At 34.6% G+C, this 23,062-nt stretch carries 20 protein-coding genes; 10 read left to right on the top strand and 10 right to left on the bottom strand.

Translation table 11 applies throughout. The features are described from left to right. The first annotated feature begins 65 nt into the window (after positions 1-65). The 4 genes from FHP04_RS01475 to FHP04_RS01460 all read left to right on the top strand — a co-directional run bounded on the left by FHP04_RS01475 (position 66) and on the right by FHP04_RS01460 (position 3,376). Positions 66-446, top strand: coding sequence for a hypothetical protein (locus tag FHP04_RS01475; protein WP_139854059.1), 381 nt, complete (start codon positions 66-68; stop codon positions 444-446). A 30-nt stretch (positions 447-476) separates the two neighbouring features. Further along, positions 477-1,610: an NAD(P) transhydrogenase subunit alpha gene (locus FHP04_RS01470; protein WP_139854058.1), complete on the top strand. Its 1,134-nt coding sequence runs from the start codon at positions 477-479 to the stop codon at positions 1,608-1,610. Between the two features lie 3 nt (positions 1,611-1,613). Next, entirely contained in the window at positions 1,614-1,922 is a 309-nt protein-coding gene (locus tag FHP04_RS01465) for an NAD(P) transhydrogenase subunit alpha (RefSeq protein WP_139854057.1), read from the top strand. A gap of 65 nt (positions 1,923-1,987) precedes the next feature. Further along, positions 1,988-3,376 (top strand): NAD(P)(+) transhydrogenase (Re/Si-specific) subunit beta, encoded by a 1,389-nt coding sequence (locus FHP04_RS01460; RefSeq protein WP_139854056.1) that lies wholly within the window; start codon positions 1,988-1,990, stop codon positions 3,374-3,376. A 95-nt stretch (positions 3,377-3,471) separates the two neighbouring features. On the opposite strand, the gene FHP04_RS01455 is transcribed toward FHP04_RS01460, so the two are convergent. Then, on the bottom strand, positions 3,472-4,413 hold the full coding sequence (locus tag FHP04_RS01455) for a YeiH family protein (RefSeq protein WP_139854055.1): 942 nt from the start codon (positions 4,411-4,413) through the stop codon (positions 3,472-3,474). Positions 4,414-4,466: 53 nt separating this feature from the next. Further along, a complete protein-coding gene (locus tag FHP04_RS01450) occupies positions 4,467-5,573 on the bottom strand; it encodes a mechanosensitive ion channel family protein (protein ID WP_139854054.1) in 1,107 nt (368 codons plus the stop codon). Positions 5,574-5,838: 265 nt separating this feature from the next. On the opposite strand from FHP04_RS01450, the gene FHP04_RS01445 reads away from it, so the two are divergent. After that, entirely contained in the window at positions 5,839-7,857 is a 2,019-nt protein-coding gene (locus FHP04_RS01445; RefSeq protein ID WP_139854053.1) for a cation:proton antiporter, read from the top strand. Positions 7,858-7,954: 97 nt separating this feature from the next. Further along, positions 7,955-8,779, top strand: a complete 825-nt coding sequence (locus FHP04_RS01440; RefSeq protein ID WP_139854052.1) for an SDR family oxidoreductase — start codon at positions 7,955-7,957, stop codon at positions 8,777-8,779. 219 nt (positions 8,780-8,998) lie between these two features. On the opposite strand, the gene FHP04_RS01435 is transcribed toward FHP04_RS01440, so the two are convergent. Next, positions 8,999-9,745 carry an SDR family NAD(P)-dependent oxidoreductase gene (locus tag FHP04_RS01435; protein WP_139854051.1) on the bottom strand — a complete coding sequence of 249 codons (747 nt, stop codon included), beginning with the start codon at positions 9,743-9,745 and terminating at the stop codon, positions 8,999-9,001. 287 nt (positions 9,746-10,032) lie between these two features. On the opposite strand from FHP04_RS01435, the gene FHP04_RS01430 reads away from it, so the two are divergent. Beyond that, on the top strand, positions 10,033-12,126 hold the full coding sequence (locus FHP04_RS01430) for an amino acid carrier protein (RefSeq protein ID WP_139854050.1): 2,094 nt from the start codon (positions 10,033-10,035) through the stop codon (positions 12,124-12,126). Positions 12,127-12,258: 132 nt separating this feature from the next. Here FHP04_RS01430 and FHP04_RS01425 read toward each other — a convergent pair whose 3' ends face one another. The 6 genes from FHP04_RS01425 to FHP04_RS01400 form a co-directional block, all read right to left on the bottom strand. After that, positions 12,259-13,449 (bottom strand): CynX/NimT family MFS transporter, encoded by a 1,191-nt coding sequence (locus tag FHP04_RS01425; protein WP_139854049.1) that lies wholly within the window; start codon positions 13,447-13,449, stop codon positions 12,259-12,261. Between the two features lie 104 nt (positions 13,450-13,553). Continuing rightward, positions 13,554-14,192, bottom strand: coding sequence for an HdeD family acid-resistance protein (locus tag FHP04_RS01420; protein WP_139854048.1), 639 nt, complete (start codon positions 14,190-14,192; stop codon positions 13,554-13,556). A gap of 217 nt (positions 14,193-14,409) precedes the next feature. Next, entirely contained in the window at positions 14,410-15,801 is a 1,392-nt protein-coding gene (locus FHP04_RS01415) for an NAD(P)-binding domain-containing protein (protein ID WP_139854047.1), read from the bottom strand. Between the two features lie 268 nt (positions 15,802-16,069). Next, complete coding sequence (locus FHP04_RS01410) at positions 16,070-16,486, bottom strand: DUF2141 domain-containing protein (RefSeq protein ID WP_139854046.1); 417 nt, start codon at positions 16,484-16,486, stop codon at positions 16,070-16,072. Between the two features lie 227 nt (positions 16,487-16,713). Further along, a complete protein-coding gene (locus FHP04_RS01405) occupies positions 16,714-17,520 on the bottom strand; it encodes an META domain-containing protein (protein WP_139854045.1) in 807 nt (268 codons plus the stop codon). A 204-nt stretch (positions 17,521-17,724) separates the two neighbouring features. Next, a complete protein-coding gene (locus tag FHP04_RS01400; protein ID WP_139854044.1) occupies positions 17,725-18,135 on the bottom strand; it encodes a hypothetical protein in 411 nt (136 codons plus the stop codon). A 255-nt stretch (positions 18,136-18,390) separates the two neighbouring features. Between FHP04_RS01400 and FHP04_RS01395 the strand changes: the two genes are divergently transcribed. Then, positions 18,391-19,962, top strand: a complete 1,572-nt coding sequence (locus FHP04_RS01395; protein WP_139854414.1) for a serine hydrolase — start codon at positions 18,391-18,393, stop codon at positions 19,960-19,962. An 87-nt stretch (positions 19,963-20,049) separates the two neighbouring features. Continuing rightward, positions 20,050-20,502, top strand: coding sequence for a Na(+)-translocating NADH-quinone reductase subunit F (locus tag FHP04_RS01390; protein ID WP_139854043.1), 453 nt, complete (start codon positions 20,050-20,052; stop codon positions 20,500-20,502). Between the two features lie 451 nt (positions 20,503-20,953). On the opposite strand, the gene FHP04_RS01385 is transcribed toward FHP04_RS01390, so the two are convergent. Then, complete coding sequence (locus FHP04_RS01385) at positions 20,954-22,351, bottom strand: NAD-dependent succinate-semialdehyde dehydrogenase (RefSeq protein WP_139854042.1); 1,398 nt, start codon at positions 22,349-22,351, stop codon at positions 20,954-20,956. Positions 22,352-22,470: 119 nt separating this feature from the next. On the opposite strand from FHP04_RS01385, the gene FHP04_RS01380 reads away from it, so the two are divergent. After that, positions 22,471-23,049 (top strand): GNAT family N-acetyltransferase, encoded by a 579-nt coding sequence (locus FHP04_RS01380; RefSeq protein WP_139854041.1) that lies wholly within the window; start codon positions 22,471-22,473, stop codon positions 23,047-23,049. Positions 23,050-23,062 lie beyond the last annotated feature (13 nt).

Here is a 23,062-nt window from a genome sequence, read left to right as displayed (position 1 = left end):
AGAGTGGTTAGTTGCAAATGAGTTTTTGTAATTAAGTGCTTTAATAAACTTAAAAAAAGAGTATCATGCAGATTTACAATCACGATTCCCCTGAATCAATAGCTTATAAAAACAATTATGTTGAGCTTGAAAACTGGTTAGATCATTTAAATTACATTGGGAAAGAAATTACTAATCTAGTAGATCTAGGTAAAGCGCAACTTACAACCAAAGAAGAATCACAAGCTGTGCTAGAGAAATTCTTAAAGGAAAAAGAAGTAAACAATTTAAAAATAATAGAGTTTCAAAAGTACCAAGATGGTTTACCTAGAGCTGCTGAGTGTGAAGATGTTGAATGTGATATGTTTTTTGTGTCTGAACACGAAAAATTTAGAAAAAACTATATGCAACATTTAGAAAACTATAGAAAAGTAAAAGAAGAGTATTTTAGCGTTTTATTAAAGTAATTTTTTTAAAACCGAAAACTCAATTCACATATGAGCGAAAACACTCAAGCCAAAACTATAGGTATTTTAAAAACCCCTAATGATATTCGGGTTTGTTTATTGCCTAAAGAAGTAAAACGCCTAACGGCAGAGTTAAAATATAATATTCTTTTTGAGTCAGGACTTGGCGACTCGCTTCAGATTAAAGATGAAGAATACGAACAAGCTGGAGCAACTTGTGCGAAGCGAGAAAGTATTTTCGAAAAGTCGGATACCATTGTATCTATCAACCATACTTTTAGTGAAGTTGAAATAAAGGAAAATACTTGTTTTATCGGTATTTTTAATCCATTATTTTACGATACTAAATTTGAAAATTATAAAAATAACCAAGCAACCGTCTATAGTTTGGATTTATTGCCTCGTACCACTTTGGCGCAATCTATGGACGTTCTTTCGTCTATGGCTTCATTGGCCGGCTACAGAGCGGTTATAAAATCATCTGAAATTTACAATGGAGTTTTTCCAATGTTTACTACAGCAGCGGGAACACTTACTCCTGCTAAAGTATTAATTTTGGGTGCTGGAGTTGCAGGACTACAGGCTATTGCAACAGCGCGTCGTTTAGGTGCGGTAGTAGAAGCTTTTGATGTCCGCAAATCTGCAGGAGAAGAAGTGCGAAGTCTTGGTGCAACTTTTATAGAAGTTGAAGGTTATACTGAATCCTCTAGTGCTGGTGGTTATGCTGTAGAACAGAGTGAAGAATATCAGAAAAAGCAAAAAGAGCTTATCCACAATCATATTCGTACTGCAAATATTGTAATTAGTACTGCAAATATTCCTGGGAGAAAAGCACCTTTACTAATTGAAACTCGTTCAGTAGATGCAATGATGCCTGGAAGTGTAATAGTAGATCTTGCAGCAGAGCAAGGAGGTAACTGCGAACTTTCTAGGAACAAGGAAACAATTCAGCATAACGGTGTTACAATTATAGGGAATTCAAATCTATCTGCCGATATACCTGCAGCAGCGTCTAGGTTACTATCCAACAACTTTTTCTCTTTCTTAAAATATAAACAAAAAGCTGAAAATTCAGTAGATGATCCATTGTTATCAGGTTCTAAGATATTGGACAATGGAGAATGGACACACCCACATTTCATCAATAAATTCCAACCAGCCTAAATTATGGATTTCATCAACCAACACATTCAAGAAATTTATTTTGTTATTTTTTGTGTCTTTATTGGCATTGAAGTAATTTCAAACGTTCCTGCTATTTTACACACCCCACTTATGTCTGGTGCAAATGCTATTAGTGGGGTTATTTTAGTAGGAGCTATTATAGTAATGCTAAACGTGCCAGAAGACGATTACCTCAATCTCACTTTAGGAGGTATTGCAGTCTTTCTTGGAACACTAAATATTTCTGGGGGCTTCTTTGTAACCGGACGTATGCTTAAAATGTTTAGTCCTAAAAAAGAAAATAATAAATAGAAGGATTACTCTTAATCCTTAAATCCGATTTCTTTCCAACTAATTTCCAAATCTTAATAAAACCAATGCAAGCAATCATTGAAATAGGTTATTTATTAGCAACTCTTTCCTTCTTAGGTGGATTAAAATTTATGAGTTCTCCTAAAAATGCAAAAACCGGTAACCTTATAGCTGCCTCGGGGATGACCCTAGCCGTGGTAATAACATTTATTTCGGCTGTTACAGAAACTGTTCCATATACTAACCTAATAATATTGTTTTTAGCTATTGCTGTCGGAACTGTAGTAGGTAAAAGACTTTCAGATAAAGTTGAAATGACAGGTATGCCGCAATTAGTATCGCTGTTTAATGCTACTGGGGGTGGGTGTGCTATGTTACTAGGTTTAGTGGAAGCCAACCAAATGGATGCTGCAACAGCTATATTAGGAAATAAAATCCTTCTTATTTCAGGGTTAATTACAGGGGCTGTGGCTCTTACTGGTAGTATTATTGCCGAGCGTAAACTGGCAGGTAAAGTAAAAGACAGACGTACTAAGTTGGTAATATTTTCAGCAAGATTTCTTTTACTATTAATGTTCTTGCTTCCAGTGCTTTATTTTATCGGATTTATCCCTGTTGAATTTACTGTGTTTATGTACATCTTAGCTGTTATTGCAATGGTTTATGGTGTGCTTTTCGTTTTGCCAATTGGCGGTGCAGATATGCCGGTAGTTATATCACTTTTAAATAGTATTACGGGTATTGCAACAGCTTTCGCCGGATTTGTTTACGGCAATAAAGTGATGATTGCAGGTGGTATTTTTGTTGGAGCTGCAGGGATTTTACTTACATTGTTAATGTGTAAGGCGATGAACCGCTCTTTAATGAAAGTGCTTGCTGGGACTTTTAAAAAGAGCAAAGGAGGAGCTGCAGAAGAAGAGCAGGAATTTAAAGATATAAGTGTTTCAGAAACGGCATTGGCACTTTCGTTTGCTCAAAGAGTAGCAATCGTTCCGGGTTATGGTTTGGCTGTTGCTCAAGCTCAACACACCTGCGGGCAACTGCAACAGATGTTAGAAAAAAGAAATTGTGAAGTAGATTATATTATTCACCCAGTAGCAGGTAGAATGCCAGGGCATATGAATGTTTTACTAGCAGAAGCAAATGTTGAGTATTCTCGTTTAAAAGAAATGGATGAGGGTAACGAAAATATGTCGCAATACGATATGGTTTTAGTTATTGGAGCTAACGATGTTGTAAACCCAGCTGCCGAAAATAATCCAGATAGCCCCGTTTACGGAATGCCAATTATACGAGCTCATGAAAGTAAGCAAGTTGTGGTTATGAAACGAAGCATGGGGAAAGGTTATGCAGGAGTTCAAAACGATTTATTTGGACTTGACAATTGTAGTATTCTCTTTGGCGATGCGAAGGTTTCTTTACAAGAGATAATAAATCAGCTTAAGTTAATTTAATACTACATATTAATTAAACATAATTCTCTGCGTCTTTGCGATTTAATTAATTGCAAAGGCGCAGAGTCTATTTATAAAACTTTTTGATGTTGAGGTTACAAACTAAGGATTGCTAATAAAGCACTAACCGAAATAAAAACCCATAAGGTAAAGCCTAGTATCATGGGCTTCCATCCAGCAGACTTGATTTTATCTATAGAAAGTCCAGCCCCAATTAAGAACAAGGTAAGTACTAATAGTGATTTAGAAATACTTGTGATGCTAGTAGTAATTGTTTCCGGTATTGGTAAATAACTATTCAAGATAATAGCCAAGACGAATAAGAAGATAAAATAAGGAATTTTTACGCTCTTCCCTTTTCCTTTGAACAAATAAACCGATAGTAATGCCAGCGGAATAATCCAAAGGGCTCTAGCAAGTTTTACTGTTGTAGCCACTTTTAAGGCTTCATCCCCAAAAGCATAAGCAGCTCCTACAACAGAGCTTGTATCGTGTATAGCAATAGCGCACCAAAGTCCGAATTGATGCTGGCTAAGGCCAAGCAAATGTCCTAAAGGAGGAAAAACGATTAAAGCAATAGAGTTTAATAAGAAAATCACTCCCAATGAAATAGAGATGTCTTTTTCTGAAGCATTTATTACAGGTGAAACCGCAGCAATTGCACTTCCACCACATATTGCCGTACCTGAACTAATTAAGTGACTAGTTTTACGATTCATTTTTAAGAGTTTCCCCACTAAATAGCCTGCAAATAAAGTGGCGATGATAGAGAAAACAGTCAATAAAAAACCGTCCTTTCCGGCAGCTAAAGTTTCCTTAAGATTCATTCCAAACCCTAATCCGACTACGGCAATTTTTAAAAGCCAGTTAACTGCTTTGCTGTTTAATGTTAAAAATGGATGGCCTAAAAAGTAAGAGAATAGAAATCCTCCAACCAAAGCTAATGGACTGCTTACATATCCTGAAATACACAGCACCATGATAATTATAAAAGCAACTTTTACAATAGTCTTTGATTCGTTATTATCTTTTTCCATTACAGGTAAAATGAAATTTACATTTAAGTTTCTGAAGTATGAAAATTGAAGTATTAGCTCTCCGGTTTTTTGTTTTTAAACAATTCTTCATCTTTAAAAACAACGGTGGTATGTGGATAGGCTAGGTCTATCCCTTCAACATCGAAACGTTTTTTTACTTGTTCTAGAATGTCACATCTTAAATTAAAGGAGTCACTATAATTTCTAGCCCAGCACCAAGCTCGAACAGACAAGGTAGAAGCGTTAATAGAAACTAATGCAGTACGTACAATAGGTTTTCCGTCCAAAACATCTATTTCCGACCTGTTGTCTAGAATTAATGGATGTGATTCACATACCTCTTGCATAATCTTCTTAGCTAAATCTAGGTCGCTTTCATAGGATATTTCAAACTCTATACGTTCACAGATTTTAAGATCGCCGATATCATAATTGATAATTTTTTCTTTATTTATGATTGCATTCGGAATAACAATCATTTTGTTTTCGAAGTTTCGAAGTACAGTGTGCCTTAATGTAATATCGGTAACGGTACCAACCATAGAATCGGTGATTTTTATTATATCGCCAATTCTAAACGGTTTAAACGAAATAATAAAAACTCCACCTACAAGGTTTGCCAAAGCTTCTTGCGAGGCTACACCTGCAATTAAAGCAATAACACCAGCACCACCCAGAGCAGTTTGTGCAACACCTTTTAAGGAAGGAAACGCTAATAAAGCAATTAATAAACCAAGTATATAAACGGAAAAAACTACCACATAACGTAGGAACTTGAATGCCGTCGGGTCTTCATTTTCGATAGTTTTTCGTTCTATAGCTCGTCTAAACCATAGGTTTACAGATGAGGCAGCAACAATGGTAATAACGGCTACAATTCCTATGTAAATAACTATTCTAAAATCGTCTTGAAGTTTTTTGTAAGCTTCCCCAAAAAACAAGAAAATTAAAGCCATAAAACCCAATACCAACCAAAGTGAATTTAAAATCCTTTTAATTAGATTTATAGCATTAGACTTCATTCCTGGAAATCTTTTCTGCTCGGCGATGATTACTCGTTTATGAAGAATTCCTGTTAAGAAACGCAATATAAAAACACCGATAATAACTATAACCGCGTAGATAAGTTGGATTTTATTGGCTTCAAAAAATTCAGTCATAACAATTCTATATTTTCAATTTATTACAAATACGTTGTGTGAAATATGCAGATAACAAATTTATGCCTTTTATTGTTAGGGTTTGAATTCAATAAGACAATAAGTAACTACTTAATTTAAATATAACTGCATAACAATGTTGAATAGTAACATAACAATTGCCTTTCACAAAGTATATTTATTATTTTTACGAGATACCTTAGGAGCGAATAATGCTGATTTAGAAAATTAGAGATTGCTTTTAGGAAAACAAAACCAACACCCTATGGATGCTATTCTCAACGAGCTTACTGAACATTTTCAGCTGCCTCTTCACAATCCGGTATTGATATTTTCATTGGTGCTTTTTATTATTTTATTAGCACCTGTTGTATTAAACAGAATTAGAATCCCTGGAATTATCGGCTTGATTGTATCTGGGATTATTATTGGCCCTGAAGGTCTAAATCTATTAGAAGATAGTCTGTTTGTAGATGTATTTTCAACTATTGGGCTTTTATATATTATGTTTATTGCTGGATTGGAATTGGATTTAAACGAGTTTAAAGCCACCAAGAATAAAAGTATAATTTTTGGGTTCCTCACCTTTTCAATTCCACTTGCGCTTGGCTTTCCAGTATGTCATTACCTTTTAGGTTTCGATGTAAATGCTAGTCTGCTTACGGCAAGTATGTTTGCTACTCATACTTTAGTGACTTATCCAATTGTTAGTAAACTTGGAGTTTCTAAAAATATCGCAGTTGCCATTACCGTAGGCGGAACAATTTTAACAGATACTGCTGTGCTTATTTTACTAGCGGTAATTTTAGGTTCGCACACAGGCGGACTTACTCAAGAGTTCTGGATTAGATTGGGAGTCTCTCTTATTTTGTTTTCAGCTTTTATGTTTCTTGTTATTCCAAGGATTGCAAAATGGTTTTTTAAAACCTTAGAAAGCGAAAAGCATTCGCATTATATCTTCGTGCTTTCAGTTGTTTTCTTTTCTGCCTTCTTAGCAGAACTTGCAGGGCTCGAATCTATTATTGGTGCCTTCGTAGCGGGATTAGCTCTTAACAAACTTATTCCGAATTCCTCCGCTTTGATGAACCGCATTGAGTTTATTGGTAACTCTCTTTTTATCCCTTTTTTCCTAATTAGCGTGGGAATGGTAGTAGATGTTAGTGTGATTTTAAGCGGACCTATGGCGCTTATTATTGCTGCAACCTTAACTGTAGTTGCTATTACTGGAAAGTGGATTGCAGCTTTTTTCACACAGCTTATTTTTAAATTTTCAAAAGGACAACGAAAACTGATTTTCGGATTAAGTAGTGCTCATGCTGCCGCTACTCTAGCTGTGATTTTAGTTGGGTATAATGCCGGAATTCTTGATTCAAATATTCTTAACGGCACCGTACTCCTAATATTAATAACATGTATAGTTGCTTCCTTCGCAACTGAAAGCGCTGCAAAAATGATTATTCGCGATGGAGATGATGAAGTCTCTGCTATTTCTGCAACAAATAGTGAACAGATTCTAATACCTATCGCCAATATGACTAATATTGATAAGATTTTAGAGTTTGCTGTTTTAATAAAGGATAAAAAATCTACGCATCCACTCTCATTGTTAACTGTAGTTCCAAATACTACAGAAGCCGAAATTAAAATAGTAAAAGCTAAACAAGGACTTGAAAAGTTTATCGCAGAAACTACCGCTTCAGAAACAAATGTTACAATTAATGCTACTATCGATCACAATGCTGCTAGTGGAATATCGAGAACCGCTAAAGAAATTACCGCCGATCTTATTTTATTAGGTTGGCCTCAGAAAACAGGGTTTTTAGATATTTTGATTGGAGATAAAGTTGAAAGTATATTAGAAAACACTGAAAAGACGCTATTTATATGTCAGTTTGCTGTGCCTATGGTGGATCACAAAAGATTATTTGTGGTAGTGCCTCCAAATGCTGAATTTGAAGAAGGTTTTGAATCTTGGGTTAACAAATTAATTAAACTTTCGGTTGAACTCTCTATTCCAATTAATCTAAATTGTACTGAAGATACACATCAAGAGATTTTAAACTTCGCAAAACGCAATAAGATTAACTTAGCTTTAAATTTTCATCCATTTAGTAAATGGGAAGATTTCCGTAAGTTGTTAGAACAGGTTAATTCTACAGATTTTATAATCTTAGTCTCTGCTAGAAGAGGATACGTTTCACACTTTGGGCAATTAGATAGATTACCTGCTAAGTTAGAAAGACATTTCCCAGATTTAAGTAAAGTAGTAATTTATCCACGATAGAAAGCCAATTTTCAGTTGTTGCTTAGTGATTTATATCATTTCAAAGCAAAGTGATAAGTGGTAACTTTGAGTTTGTTGAATATTTAATTTTAGATATATGGAAGCTATAAATAAGAAAAAAACAATAGTAATTACTGGTGGTGCAGGAGGGATTGGAACTGCTTGTGCGAAAGTATTGAAAGACCATAAATTAGTAATTACCGATTATTCCAATGATGCTGTTGATGAAGCAGTAAAGAGCCTCACAAAAGAAGGTTATGATGCGGTGGGGATAGCTTGTGATATTACTAAAAAAGATGATGTTGTAAAGTTGATGAAGTTCTCTCTTAATCAGGGAGATTTTGGTGGAATAATCCATACAGCAGGAGTTAGCGGTAGCGGACAAAAGCCTAAAAATGTATTCAATATAGATTTAGTGGGAACAGATATTGTTATAGACGAATTCTATAAAATAGCGACTAAAAATTCAGTGTTAGTATTGTTTTCATCTATTATGGGGCATACTATTCCGCCAAATGAGGAGTATGATGCTGCTTTATTAAACCCTCAAAAGGAAGATTCATTTTCTACAATAGCAAAATTCGTAAATGACGATGCCGATATGATGTATAATTTCGCCAAGCGAGGGGTATTGCTACTTCTTAAAGAGAATGCTTTTAGAATAGGTCAAAAAGGTGCGCGAATTGTCTCAGTATCGCCAGGAGTGATTATGACTCCTATGGGACTTAAAGCAGCGGAAGAACATGCAGACAGAATTAATAAAATGATAGAGCTAACACCACTTGGAAAAACAGGAACTCCAAAGGATATTGCTGAGGTTGTAAAATTCCTTATCAGTGACAAAGCAAACTTTATAACTGGTAGCGATATTTTAATAGATGGTGGAATTCTAACTTCTTTATTGAAGGAAGGGAAGGAATAACCTTCAGTATTCAAAATATCTGTCTAGTCCTAAATAACTGATACAGATTATTAAAGGATTAAATTTATTAATTAAAGCTGAACAATGACGTCATTGTTCAGCTTTTTTGATTTGTACCGTTTTCTTTTCAATTCATTTTGTCCGTGCATTTGTATAGGGGTTCCCCATTTATTATTTCCTTCTAAATTGAATATTTCTTTTGGGTTCATATGTTTTACTCTATCTCAATTTTATATCTCCACCATCTGCCATCAAAGTTTGGCCGGTCATATATTGACTATCTTCACTCAATAAAAATGCAATAATTGGAGCTACATCTTTTTGGGGATCTCCAAAACGATGCATTGGGTTTTTACTGATAATCTCTTCGTATTGATCTGGGAATGCTTCTTTCCACTGTTTAACTCCATCTGTAAACGCAAGCGGGCAAACTACATTTACTCTAATCCCATCTTCTGCCCATTCATTAGCAGCAACTCGAGATAAGCCTCTAATAGCTTCCTTTGCAGCAGCATAACTTCCTTGATTTTTTTGCCCTAACAATCCTGCGCCAGAACCAAAGTTTACAATAGAACCTTTGTGTTTTTTAAGTTCAGGGTATGCGGCTTTCATAAAGTTTAAAGTGCCTTTTAAACCTGTATTCATAGATAAAGCCCAATCCTCTTCGGTAAGTTCTAAAAGTGGTTTTTGGCGAGAGGCATGAGCGTTATTTACCAAACTCGTAAGTTTTCCAAATTTAGAAACAGCTAATTCAACAGCTTCCTTTGCAATAGACTCTTTAGAGATATCTCCTTTTAAAAAGGCTATTTTCTCAGGGTTAGATGCTACTTTTTCTCTTCCTGCCTCTTCATTTAAATCTACAGCAACTACACTGGCACCTCTTTCTGTTAGTTCTGTGGTCATGGCACCACCAATTCCTGCTGCGCCACCTGTTATAATTATTACTTTTCCTTCTAAATTTTTCATATTTTATAATTATGGTTTTGAGAATTCGAGTTTTTCTAATTCACTCAAATATAACGAATAGAAGGTCGAAAATTTCTCTAACCGGAGAAACTTAAATATTATTTAACAGAGTGTTTTCTTTATTCAAATGAGTTAAAAGCATTTCAGAAATAAAAATTTTTATAGTAGAAAACACCTCATTTATAATTAATGAATTTTGAGAAAGGGTGGGAATTTCTTGGGTAGACTTCTCTTTATCATTAAATTGCAAAATTCAACAATTTAAATCCAAAAAAGCCCAAAAATTGATGATTAGAGCACTGTGTATTCTATTTCTTTCATTTATTCTAATGTCGAGCAGTTATGCCCAAAGTCAAATTGATGCCAATGGTGATTTGGAAATCAGTCTTGACCTAAACAACCCTTCCTCCGAAATAAATAACGGAACCGCTCAAATAAAAGTTAAAGGTGGTACACCTCCTTATCAGTATAAATGGAGTAATAAAAACACTTCATTAATCTCGAAACGATCAAAAGGTTTAATTGAAGGAATGGATCATTCGGTAACGGTAACCGACTCTGAGGGAAATACAGCTTCGAAATCCTTTAAAATTCCAGCAGAATCAATCACCGAAATCTTTAACAGTAAAGTTCAGCCCGCAGTTGATTTTCTAGGGGCTATCCTATTTTGGGATCCATTTGCGACCTTAGGCGTATATGACCCTACAGTTTATATTTCTCACGAAAATATATCGCCACCAGATACAGATATTGAGCAAAATAACTATTTAGTAAAAAAATGGTTGGTTGAAGATGGTGATGAAGTAAAGAAAAAACAACAGCTTGCTATACTTGATATTGATGGTGAGGAAACTATATTACAAGCAAATTATAACGGAACCCTACATCAAATAATAAAGGAAGGTACACTTATAACGCCGACTTCTTTAGCCTCTTCTGCGGAGGAGCTTACCGTGGGTAGAATAGATTTTAAAAGTGAACAACATCTATTACATCCTAATGGCGACATAGTGACCAACACTATCCCATTTATTGTAATTTGGTTAATCTTTGGAAGTATCTTTTTTACACTTCGTTTAAAGTTTATAAACATCCGAGGGTTTAAACATTCTATTGATTTAGCACGAGGAAAGTATAACGATCCTAGTGCTCCAGGAAGTATTACGCATTTTCAGGCTATGGCTACTGCGGTTTCTGCAACTGTTGGTTTAGGGAATATCGCAGGAGTTGCTGTTGCTATTTCATTGGGAGGAGCTGGTGCTACCTTTTGGATGTTTATGGCTGGGTTCTTCGGGATGTCTATGAAGTTTGCCGAATGTGCTATGGGGGTGAAATATCGTGTTATCGACTCTGATGGACGTGTTTTTGGTGGGCCGATGAATTATTTGCGATATGGTCTTGAAAAGCGCAACCTTAAAGGTTTAGGGAAATTTCTAGCTGCGTTTTTTGCAATTTTGGGAGTGGGAGCTTCTTTTGGTGGTGGAAATATGCTACAATCAAACCAAGCTTTTAAAATTGTTTCGGAGCAGATTCCAATATTACAAGGTCAAGGTTTTTGGTTTGGCGTTGGATTCGCAATTCTTGTTGGAATTGTAATTATTGGAGGAATAAAAAGTATAGCCAAGGTTACAGAAAAAGTAGTGCCATTTATGGCTCTGCTTTATATAGTGGGTTGTTTAGTAGTAATTGGATCTAATATTGAAGGTCTAGGAGGAGCGTTTTTAGCGATTTTCGACGGTGCTTTTTCAGCCGATGCACTTAAAGGTGGATTTATAGGTGTGCTTATAGTAGGATTACAGCGTGCAGCATTTTCTAGTGAGGCAGGAGTTGGTTCTGCTGCCATTGCTCATAGCCCTGCAAAGACGAATCACCCTATCGCTGATGGTTTTACTTCTATTGTTGAACCATTTATCGACACTATGGTAGTTTGTACAATGACCGCCTTAGTATTAATCTTTACAGGGAAACACGAAGGAAATAGTGGAATGGGAGGTGTTGAACTTACAGCCGATGCTTTTGGAAGTGTGGTGTCTTGGTTCCCAGTTGTATTAGCAATTGCAGTTTTTCTATTTGCTTTCTCTACCATGGTTTCGTGGTCTTATTACGGAATGCGTTCTTGGACTTACTTATTCGGAAGAAGTAAAAAGGGAGAGTTGCTTTACAAGTTTATGTATCTAGGTTTTGTTGTTCTTGGAGCTTCGGTAAGTCTTGGAGCGGTATTAAGTTTTGCCGATATGATGATTTTAGCAATGTCATTTCCAAACATAGCAGGTTTGTATATTCTAGCTCCAGAGATCTATGCGGATATGAATAATTACCTAGACAAGTTGAAAAAAGGGAAATTGTACCTCAATCCTAAGTTTGTTAAAAGTTCTTCTTAGGCTTAAGAGAGCAGTTTTAAGTTAGGAGTGAGCAGGTTTTCAAAGAAAATTGAAAACATCAAGATTGTTTTTTATTCAAAAAGTAAAGAGAATTAGTATTTTATTGGGCAATGCTAAACTGTATGAAGGTTTTTATACCTTTTGAGCTTTGCCTGCTTGTAGTCCCGCAATTAGCTTGTAAATAGCGACTAATACTAATAGTCCTAAAGAGTACATCCATTCCTTTGTAAAATCTTGAATTACTCCAATAAGAAAAGGTCCTATGGCAGCTAGAAAATACCCTATAGATTGCACAAGCCCAGAAAGTTCTGCCGCTGTTTCGGAGTCTGGAGCGCGTAGAACAATTAGAAGAAGTGCCAGACTGAAAGCACCCCCAAGAACAAACCCAAGGATAGAAACCCAAATGTAAATTGGGATAAAAGCAGGTAACATTAATCCTATGAAGCTTATAATTTCGAATAAAATTAAAAATGCAACTACTGCACGTTGATCTTTTCGTGAGGCTGCCCATATTGGAATGATAAGTGCTCCGAGAATTCCAGTAGCTTGAGATAAGGAAAGCATCCAACCCCCAAATTCTGCATTGTAGCCGTAATCTATTAAAATACTAGGTAGCCAAGCTAACATCACGTAGAATGCAAAAGACTGTAATCCCATATAAATTGCAATCTGCCATACTAGTCTAGAACTGCTGAGTTTTTTCATAGCCTCTTTAAGACCTCTAGTCGGGGTGGTATTCTTTATTTTTTTAATCTGAGGAATCCATATAAAAAATGCCATAACAGCAAGTGCTGCCCATACCGAAAGTGAGCCCCGCCATCCAAGATTTAAATTTTTTGCTAGTGGGACACTCAATCCTGCAGCCAATCCTGCGCCTAAAGACATTGAAGCTGAATGTAAACTTGTTACTAATCCTGCCTTATTCGGGAAATTGCTTTTTGTTATCGCTGGAATTAAAACGTTACCAAAGGCAATAGCAATTCCTAAAAGCATAGTTCCAAAATACAACGCAAAAACACCACCACTTGAGCGGATGAGTATCCCTAGTGTAAGAAGGACCATGGATGCTAGTAAGGTTCTTCCTAGACCGAATTTTTTAGTAAAAAAAGGCGTAATTGTAGATATAAAACCAAAAGCCAAAAGTGGCAAAGTAGTTAATAAGCCTAATAAACTTTCTGATAGGTTTAAGTCGCGGCCAATATCATCTATTAAGGGTCCAATACTAGAAAGTGCTGGACGAAGGTTAATTGCTAGGAAAAGTATTCCGAACAATAACCAAATACGGGCGGTTTTAGACAATATGGCTTTAGTGTTATTAGACATTGAAAAATGTGCAAAATTAGGCTATTCCTATGAATATAAACGTCGAAAAATGGCCTAAAATAATTTCAGAAATACATCTAAAACCTCCCGAGAAGTTCTTGATATTAACTATCCCATTCTTTGCGAATATCTTCCATTAGGATTGCATAACGATTTTTTAAATCGTCGGAAATTTCCTTAGTTGCCTTATGTATCTTTCTTAATTGGAGTGCTAATAGAATGCTGAAAATTCCAGCAAATAGAAAACTTAAAGCAACTAATACAACTACGCTTAATCCTGCAACAAGTGGATTCCAAATTAATAAGAAGGAAACAATTGCTCCTAAAATTCCAAAAACAAGTAATCCTCCCCAATTTTTACTGCCATATTTTTTGAGGTCTAAAGCAAAACTTATAGATGAAATAGAGCGGAAAAGAAGTAAAAAACCAATGTAAAATGCCAGTACTGTTATTGAAAGTGCTGGATGACTTAATAATGAAATTCCCACAATAAATGTGATAATTCCAAAAGCTAAGGACCATCCCCAGTTGTCTAATCGGTCTCTATTGGCAATAGAGAAAATAATTTCGGACAGACCACTAAATAAAAATGATAGCGCAAAAAATATCGACAGTGTTAACATTGATCCTAAAGGAGATGAAAACACTACTATACTTAGTATTACAAACAATACCCCAACAAATAATGGGATGTACCAATGCTTAATAGTATCCTTAATAGATTGTAAAAATGAAGTTTGCATGATTTTAAATTTTGGTTAATTATTGATATTTTGATACATTTTTCTTGAGTGATAAGATGCATCCATCTAACGACAAAACAAAATTACGATTAGTTCGGTGTTTTGCGAACTAAAATAAATTAATCTATTGTTAAATATTCATTGACAACCTTTTCTACAAAAAAACTACCCATTAAAATGCTTTAATGGGTAGTTCTGTTTATGAAATAAGAAAACTTTAAATGTTTTCTGGAATTGCCTCTTCCTCTTCAGGTTCGAATAAATAGCGTTCCTTACTGTCGTCAAGTTCATCCATCCAGTCAGTATGATGTTCTGCAGCCATTGTTCCAGTAACCACACTTTTATATGTTTTATCACGATAGGTTAAGATGTTTTCTTCTTTGTCTTTCAACCAAGATTTAAACATTTCACCTACAGTATCTACATTAAAATCTGGATAGTCCGAAAGGGCTAATAAGTCTTTTATATAATCAGATTGGAAATCTACGTGATCGAAAGATGTTTCTAATTTGTCATTTCTTTCCAACCATTTATCCATATCTAATCTTCTTTCATTTTCCTCAGGAAGCTTATAAGTCCCCATCATAAAGTCGCGTGCAACCCATGCTTGAGCATCAAACATATTGAAAGTATAATACTGATCTTGCATACCCAAGTAAATTAATTGAGGAAGCTTGTTAAAGAAAATTCCCTTGTAGAGGTGATCAGGATAAAGATTGTTTTTTGTTTTTAATCTAAGTTCATCTGGTAAAAAAGGGAATTTGTGTTGGTATCCAGTACACATAATTACAGCGTCAAACTTTTCGGTAGTCCCATCTTTAAAGTAAGCAGTATCATCTTCGAAGTGCGTTACGAGTGGAAGTTCTTTTATCCCTTCTGGCCATGCAACCCCAATAGGGTTACTTCTATAGCTAAGTGTAACCGATTTTGCCCCGTGTTTATGGCATTGTACTCCAATATCTTCAGCGGAATAACTACTTCCTATCAATAGTAAGTTTTGATCCTTAAACTGATCTGCACCTCTAAAATCGTGAGCGTGTATTACTGTTCCAGGGAAGTTTTCTATTCCTTTAAAGTAAGGCATATTAGGAGTAGAGAAATGCCCAGATGCAACAATTAGATAATCAAATTCTTCTGAATAAGTTTTATCAATTTTTAAGTCGTCGAGAACAAGGGTAAACTTTTTTGTTTTTTCGTCATAACTTACCCAACGCGCTGTAGTGTCAAATCGAATGTATTCGCGGGCTTTACTTTTTTTAATTCTTCCTTGAATATAATCGAATAAAACGGGTCTTGGTGGATATGATGAAATAGGCTTTTTGAAATGCTCATCAAACGAATAATCAGAAAACTCTAAGCATTCTTTAGGTCCATTAGACCATAAGTATTTATACATACTACCGTGAATCGGCTCCCCGTATTTACCAACACCAGTTCTCCATGTGTAATTCCACATTCCTCCCCAGTTGCTCTGCTTTTCAAAACATACTATCTCTGGAACTTCTTCGCCTTTGTTTTGCAATGCTTCAAAAGCTCTAAGTTGCGCTAAACCACTAGGTCCAGCACCAATAATACCAACTCTTTTCTTGTTCGTGCGTTTCTTATTCATAAAATAATATAATTATTCAAGCACATTACTTTAAGTAACTGCTTAATGTTAATAATCGATTGTGAAAACGTTGCGATGGGCAACTAGAAAGTCTAATTACTAGACTTAAAATAAGTGGTGGTTAGCTAAAGAATATGCTAAAAATAACCTCTTAATATGATAATTTTAAAACACAATGGCGCGAATATACCATTTTATTGTGTAATTAGCAATTCTTGGTATGTAGGGTATTGGTTTTAAGAGAGTTGTGGTTGTAAAATACTACTCCCTAATTTAACAGAGATATTCTAACCGATTTATCCGAATTCAATTCAAATTGACAATCTTCAAAAGTAGGAGCAGAAAACTTCGGTCTTATGTTGTTAGAGAAGGCATAAGGTTCTTTAGGAATACCAAAAAAGTTTTGGTTACAAATTTTATCATCATTAAGATCTTGAAACAGTGAAATTGCATATGTCCCTTTTGGAATATTTTCTATAGTAATAGTTTCCGAGCTATTATTTACAGCAATTGAAATACTTTTATAAGCTTGACCTTTTTCTAGGAATCGATCGCCATTGTTAAAAAGGCCTATTTCAATAGTACCATTTACTTCTTTAATATTATCAACGGTTAAAGTAAGCGTAAAAGTATCGGTTTGTGGTTGAGAAATGAAAAAGTAAAAAAATAGAAGTAAGTAATTCATATTGGTGTTTTAATTGAAATCACACACTAAGTTGTTGATTATCAAATTCAAATACTAAATATAATAAATAGTATGAAATAGAAGAAATTAAAAATATTGATGGAAAACCACAATTTTAAAAATCGTTAGTTTTCCATCATTTTGATTTATTTTCTGTAATGATTATATTAAAAAAGCGTCAATTAAAATCACTTTTGTAATTCGGCATAACGGGCAGACGATAAAAATTAGTTGAAATAAACAGCCTCAAAAACGGCTAGAGGAGCTCTTCTTCCAACATTTAATGTAAGCGTATCTCCATCGATTGTGTAATTATCTGCTATTTGAAAGATTTTCAGAAAATCAGCCTCATTAAAATCAACATCTGGACACGCCATCATTGTAGATCCCATATTTGAAAAACGAATTCTATTTCCTTCTTCTAGCTTGTAAGACCCTAAGATTGTGTTACAACCTGCAAAACCAGTTACTCGGTTGTCATCAGTTTTTAACATAAAGTATATTTCTTTTTCTTGATTTTTAACCATCTTGATATCCTTACCATCAAGCTTTTTCAGTTTCCAATATTTCTCTACAATAGGTTCTGCAGAAGTTTTAGCTTTTTTAAATACAGCTAAAGGTGCTCTTTTACCTACATTTAATTCCAATTTATCTCCATTAATTGTATAATTATCGGCTAGGTTAAAAATCTCTAAAAAATCATTTTCATTAATAGCGCCTTCAGGACAAGCCATTCTTGTTGCACCTAAAGCCGAAAATCTAATTCTATTTCCTTCTTCTAGATTATAAATCCCAAAAAAGCTGTTACAACCTGAGAAACCATTAATGCGGTTTTCTTCAGTGTCTAATGTAAAACTTATCTCTTTTCCGTTTTGAAAAGCATCAACCTTTTGTCCTTCCAGTGTTTCAAGAACCCATTTGGTATTTGTGATTTCTACTTGGTCGCTATTAGCTGACATACTTTTGTTTTGATTTACACCACAACTGAATAATGTTAGTGCGGCAAATGCAATGGTAAATAATTGAAATTTCATAATTTATAAATTTTTTGGAAAACTACCTTTTAAATTGCACATTGGTACTTATTAAAATCCTAAACTAATGTGAAGATTATGGTAATCTGTGGACGTGCATTTCATAAAGCGAGCCATAAATTTGAAATGCCGCAAAAACTGAAGATTTTATGATAAGTTTCACTTTTTACAGTTAACATGAAATATTGCTATAAAAAGAGGTATTTAGTTATTCCACTCTCTTTTATTATAAACTAATTGAATAATTTTCTTAAAACTATCTTCGTGAATTTTGTAATCGTGAGGGTTTAAAAGTTCTTTCATTTCCTTGTTTAATTTCACTACGAGTTCATCAAATTTAATTTTTCTTTCAGAATCGGTATAATTGTATTTGGATGAGCCAAGGCTAGACATTTTGTATGTATAGTAGTTTAGCAATGAAAGATAACCGTCTCGTTCATCTTCAGTTAGGTCCATTTGCAAAATTTGCTCGTAATGCCAATACTGCAAATAATCCTTATCTTTTGATGAAAAAATTTCTTCATTTTTATCGTTTTCATTCGCAACTTCAGCATTTTGAGCCAAACTTGTGAAATTGATTAATAATGAAATGCCAATTATTAGAAGTGATTTCATATTTTAAATTTTGGTTAGAGTTTTAAATATATTCACCTTAAAAATAATGTTTTAATAGATATAGATGCGCTATAAGTCTTTAATTATCAAATATTATTCTTAAAATATTTTTGATTTCGTTTTTAATTTTTAGAAACCCATATGCAATTTTAATACTCTTACGTAGCAATTTACTAGGGTTCGACTTAGAAAATGGCGGAGAAATTAAGGAAAGATTACCTACTTTTAAGCTTTAATTTCAAAATATCATTTTATATGAATCCAATTGCCATTAAGACTTCTCTTCTTTTTATTTTCTTATTGTCTTTTAATCTTTCTGTAACCTCACAGGAATTGAGTAGTTCCCAAATTGATAGTTTGGTAAATAAAACCATGAAAACTTTTGACGTTCCAGGTATGGCTGTAGCGGTATTAAAAGATGGAAAAATCTATCATAAAAACACTTATGGGGTTCGTTCACTAAAAACCAACGAAAAGGTTAATGAAAACACACTTTTTGGAGTTGCTTCAAATACTAAAGCATTTACAACTGCTGCGCTTGCTCAATTAATAGATCAAGGGAAATTGGAGTGGGATACAAAAGTAACTGATATTATTCCAGAGTTTAAATTACACGACTCTTACGTAACGGCTGAATTTACTGTACGCGATTTGGTGACGCACAGAAGTGGTCTGGGTTTAGGCGCGGGTGATTTAATGGTTTTTCCAGCAAAAAACACCACCACTATGGAAGAAATGATTCATAACCTGAGGTATTTAAAACCAGTATCTTCTTTCCGTTCAAAATATGATTATGACAACCTTCTATACATTGTGGCGGGGGAGATTGTAGCACGTGTTTCTAACAAAGATTTCGACACTTATATAGAAGATAACTTCTTTAAGCCATTGGAGATGAATCGCTCCTTACTTTCAATTCCTGAAATTGATGCCGATAATAACCGTATAGATGGACATGCTCCAGTAGATGGAAAATTAGAAATAACAGGTTATACATTTACACAAATAGCTACGCCTGCAGCAGGAATCTACGCTTCTATTAACGATATGAGCAAATGGGTTCAAGCGCAAATAAACGAAGGGAAATACGGCGAAAAACTTCAAGACAGCCTATTTAGCAAAAAGATGCATCGTGAAATGTGGACGCCACAAACTTTAGTTAGAAGAGGGAGAGGACATTATAATACTCATTTTTCAGCTTATGGTTTAGGTTGGTTTTTAAGTGATGTAAATGGCTATTTTCAAGCTACACACACAGGTGGTTTATTAGGAATCGTTAGTCAAGTTACCATAATTCCAGAATTAGAATTAGGGATTATTGTACTTACCAATCAACAAAGTGGCGCTGCTTTTTCAGCAATTACTAATTCTATTAAAGACGGATATTTTGGAATAAAAGGCGAAGACAGAATTAAGGACTACAACGAACGCCGATTAAAAGGAGAGCGAGCTGAGGATAGCATTAATGCTCAAATAGCATCAGATTTAAAAATTCAATTAAAAAGTAAAGCACCAAAACCAGACCCTTCTAATATATTAGGGACATATAAAGACCCGTGGTTTGGGAAAGTGGAAATCAGCAATCAAAACGGAAAAATTCGATTTAAAGCTGAAAAGGCAATAGACCTAGTTGGTTCTTTGACTTTTTATAAGGGAACTACTTATATAGTACGTTGGGATGACACCTCACTTAAAGCAGATGCCTTTGTGAATTTTAACCTTGATACCGAAGGAAATGCCAATGGTTTTAAAATGAGTCCAATTTCACCATTAACCGATTTTAGCTATAACTATCAAGATTTGGATTTTCACAGAGTAAAAAAATAAAACTGCTGTAACCTGTAAAAAAGAACCAATATTTTTGAAGGTTTTTTTTAAATTGCTTAATTTCATAGTGTTGTAAACTAGGTAATTATGAAATTAACCAAAAGATTGGATGATGCTTTAGATAAGCTATATACTGCTTTTCATAATGGCACTTTAAACGCTGAGTGTTGCAAGAGTTGTGCTGTTGGCACTATTTGTAACAATACTGATAGTTGGAAGCATTTAAGCGATTATCACGGTTCGTTGCAATTAAACTATGTAGGCTTGGTGAATCAAAGGCTAGGAAGAAGATTCTTTGGATATACGCCATTAGAGCTTTTAAAAATAGAGACAGAATTTCTTAAAGGCTGTGGTTATGTATTACCATTGCATCACAAAAACGCTAAACCTGAATTTGCTACTTCTAAAGAAACACTTTTTAAAGGACTATGTGCTGCGGTAAATTTTTTATGCCGTCTTGATAATGTAGAAAACGTTATGGAATTCTATCCAGTTTTTGAGAATGTAATGGAATGTCAAAAGCTTGAAGTTGTAAAATAAACTCCCTCTGTTTTTGAGAATTCTGAAATAGAGCGGATATTATTACTTAAAAATCATACCATCAGATTTCCCTAAGTGAGAAAAATAATTTTATTACTGCCGTTTGCATATATAAGAGAAATAAATTTTCCATGTCTGTTACAGAACAATTGAGTGTATTATGTCGATATCAAAAGAGTATTCGATAGATTTTTCCTTGTTTATAACAGGATGCTATCGGTTTCATTTTATTGCTTCTTACTGCCTCTAACAAATCAACACTTAACTCGTTACAATCTTCGCCAATTGCACGGTCTAAATTTGATATACTGGGAAAAATATATAAATCTTATTTTAGTGTTTTTGCTAAAGTAAACCATATCTATGGCTTATCTCCTCATAATGCTAAAGATTAAGATTTATTGTTTATTAAAAATGTGAGCTTTTATGAAATCTTATAACAGCGTTAGCTTTATTTATTCTTTAATTTCATTACTGCTTTATGATTTACGAATTCCATCATTCCGAAGCCTCCGTGTTCACGGCCATAACCAGAGTTTTTTACACCGCCAAATGGCATATTGGGCTGTGCAAGTCCGAATCCGTTAATGAAAACCATGCCGGTATCGAAATGTTTTCTCGCAAGTTCAATAGCGTTCTTTTCGTTTTTAGAAAAAATTCCACCACCAAGACCGAATTCACTATCATTGGCTATTCGCATAGCGTCATCTTGATCTTTTGCTCGTATTAGAGAAGCAACCGGGCCAAATAACTCATCATCATAAGCAGGTTGTCCAGGTTTTACATTATCAAGCACTGTAGCTGGATAGTAAAAACCTTCACCTTCAGGTATTTCACCACCACACAATAGTTTCGCTCCGTTCTTAACACTTTCTTCAACTTGTTCGTGTAGCGTTTTGCGTAGGTCTTCCCTTGCCATTGGTCCAATTTTAGAATCTTTGTCTGTTGGATCCCCGTGTTTTATTCTCTTCATTTGCTCAACAAATGCATCACGAAATTCATCATAAAGCTTATCTACTACAATAAAGCGTTTGGCGGCTACGCAAGTTTCTCCATTATTGTAAATACGGCCTTGAACACAAGTTTTAACTGCCAGTTCTAGATCTGAATCTTCCAAAACAATGTAAGCATCATTACTTCCTAATTCCATAACCGTTTTCTTTAATGCTGCTCCAGCTTTTTTAGCAATTACTCTTCCTGCAGCAGGACTACCAGTAAGTGTTACTCCTCTAATAAGCTCGTGCTCTATAATACTATCGCTTTGGTCGTGAGAAATTTTTAGTACAGTAAATAGATTTTTTGGCAACCCTGCATCTTCATAAATTTTCTGAAGCATTATTCCTGTACCAGTAACATTTTCGGCGTGTTTTAGTAATATCGCATTTCCTGCCATTAGATTGGCAATAGAATATCGTATCACTTGATAAACTGGAAAATTCCACGGTTGAATTCCGTAAATTATCCCTAGAGGTGAATGAGTAATTATTCCCTTTCCGCCATTTGGTAATTCTCGTTCTTCATCTTTAAATTTGTCGGGACCATTGGTAGCTGTCCAATCGCATATGCTCGCACAAAGTTCTATTTCTTGTTTGCTTTGTTTTAGCAACTTCCCCATTTCCTGGGTCATCAATTTAGATAACTCTTCTGAATTTTCTTTTAAACCCTCACCGATAGCACTTATTATTTTTCCTCTCTCTAAATGTGAAACTAGACGCCAATCTAGAAATGCTTCTTGACATTTAGTAAGTGCATTTTCAACTTCTCCATCACTCATTAAAGGGTATCTCTTAATTTCTTTACCTGTGGTCGGGTTTATTGTAACTAATTCCTTCTTATCTTCTTTTTTCATAACTTATGTTTTCGTTGAATATATTATTTTAAGTAGGAATTCTATCTTAAGAAATTGTTATTCTTTTGAGAACCGTAAAGAGTTTGACTTACTTTGACGGTTGAAAATTTGTTTTTGATATGAAAAATGTGGAAACTTTAAATATTCGAACAGCCAAACCTCAAGATTGTAACGACGTTGTACCCTTAATGGTTCAAGCAATGGAAGAATTAGCTTGTGCGTTCGCTAATACTAATAAGGTTGAAGATACTTACGAATTGTTTGCACATTTCTTTCAGAAAAAAGAAAATCAATACAGTTTCGATCATACTCTTGTTTATGAAGAAGACGGTGTGGTAATGGGTTCTATTACCACTTATGCCGGGAATTTACTGCCAATATATAGAAAACCATTTATGGAATATATTGCAGAAAAGTATGGAGTGAATGACTTAGTGATAGAGGATGAAACTGCCCCTGGGGAAATATATATCGATACAGTAAGTGTTTCTCCAAATTACCAAGGAAAAGGAATTGGTAAAAAACTAATTGCTGCTGCAATGAATAAAGCAAGAGTAGAAGGTCATGAAAAAATAGGACTTCTAGTAGATTTCAATAATCCAAATGCAAAGAAGCTGTATTTAAAATTAGGCTTTCAAAGTGTTGGAAGAAAACAACTTGGCGATGGCGATTACGAACATCTTCAGCTTAAACTATAAGCAATAACAAGCT

This window comes from Aequorivita sinensis (assembly GCF_006346335.1).
GTDB classification, from domain to species: Bacteria; Bacteroidota; Bacteroidia; order Flavobacteriales; family Flavobacteriaceae; genus Aequorivita; species Aequorivita sinensis.
This window is presented reverse-complemented; position numbering and strand designations above follow the sequence as displayed.

Coding starts and splice junctions, on each gene's coding strand:
- FHP04_RS01390 (WP_139854043.1), top strand. CDS start 20,050: ATGAAATTAACCAAAAGATTGGATGATGCTTTAGATAAGCTATATACT.
- FHP04_RS01445 (WP_139854053.1), top strand. CDS start 5,839: ATGGATGCTATTCTCAACGAGCTTACTGAACATTTTCAGCTGCCTCTT.
- FHP04_RS01450 (WP_139854054.1), bottom strand. CDS start 5,573: ATGACTGAATTTTTTGAAGCCAATAAAATCCAACTTATCTACGCGGTT.
- FHP04_RS01400 (WP_139854044.1), bottom strand. CDS start 18,135: ATGAAATCACTTCTAATAATTGGCATTTCATTATTAATCAATTTCACA.
- FHP04_RS01435 (WP_139854051.1), bottom strand. CDS start 9,745: ATGAAAAATTTAGAAGGAAAAGTAATAATTATAACAGGTGGCGCAGCA.
- FHP04_RS01395 (WP_139854414.1), top strand. CDS start 18,391: ATGAATCCAATTGCCATTAAGACTTCTCTTCTTTTTATTTTCTTATTG.
- FHP04_RS01410 (WP_139854046.1), bottom strand. CDS start 16,486: ATGAATTACTTACTTCTATTTTTTTACTTTTTCATTTCTCAACCACAA.
- FHP04_RS01415 (WP_139854047.1), bottom strand. CDS start 15,801: ATGAATAAGAAACGCACGAACAAGAAAAGAGTTGGTATTATTGGTGCT.
- FHP04_RS01455 (WP_139854055.1), bottom strand. CDS start 4,413: ATGGAAAAAGATAATAACGAATCAAAGACTATTGTAAAAGTTGCTTTT.
- FHP04_RS01380 (WP_139854041.1), top strand. CDS start 22,471: ATGAAAAATGTGGAAACTTTAAATATTCGAACAGCCAAACCTCAAGAT.
- FHP04_RS01430 (WP_139854050.1), top strand. CDS start 10,033: ATGATTAGAGCACTGTGTATTCTATTTCTTTCATTTATTCTAATGTCG.
- FHP04_RS01460 (WP_139854056.1), top strand. CDS start 1,988: ATGCAAGCAATCATTGAAATAGGTTATTTATTAGCAACTCTTTCCTTC.
- FHP04_RS01385 (WP_139854042.1), bottom strand. CDS start 22,351: ATGAAAAAAGAAGATAAGAAGGAATTAGTTACAATAAACCCGACCACA.
- FHP04_RS01475 (WP_139854059.1), top strand. CDS start 66: ATGCAGATTTACAATCACGATTCCCCTGAATCAATAGCTTATAAAAAC.
- FHP04_RS01425 (WP_139854049.1), bottom strand. CDS start 13,449: ATGTCTAATAACACTAAAGCCATATTGTCTAAAACCGCCCGTATTTGG.
- FHP04_RS01420 (WP_139854048.1), bottom strand. CDS start 14,192: ATGCAAACTTCATTTTTACAATCTATTAAGGATACTATTAAGCATTGG.
- FHP04_RS01470 (WP_139854058.1), top strand. CDS start 477: ATGAGCGAAAACACTCAAGCCAAAACTATAGGTATTTTAAAAACCCCT.
- FHP04_RS01465 (WP_139854057.1), top strand. CDS start 1,614: ATGGATTTCATCAACCAACACATTCAAGAAATTTATTTTGTTATTTTT.
- FHP04_RS01405 (WP_139854045.1), bottom strand. CDS start 17,520: ATGAAATTTCAATTATTTACCATTGCATTTGCCGCACTAACATTATTC.
- FHP04_RS01440 (WP_139854052.1), top strand. CDS start 7,955: ATGGAAGCTATAAATAAGAAAAAAACAATAGTAATTACTGGTGGTGCA.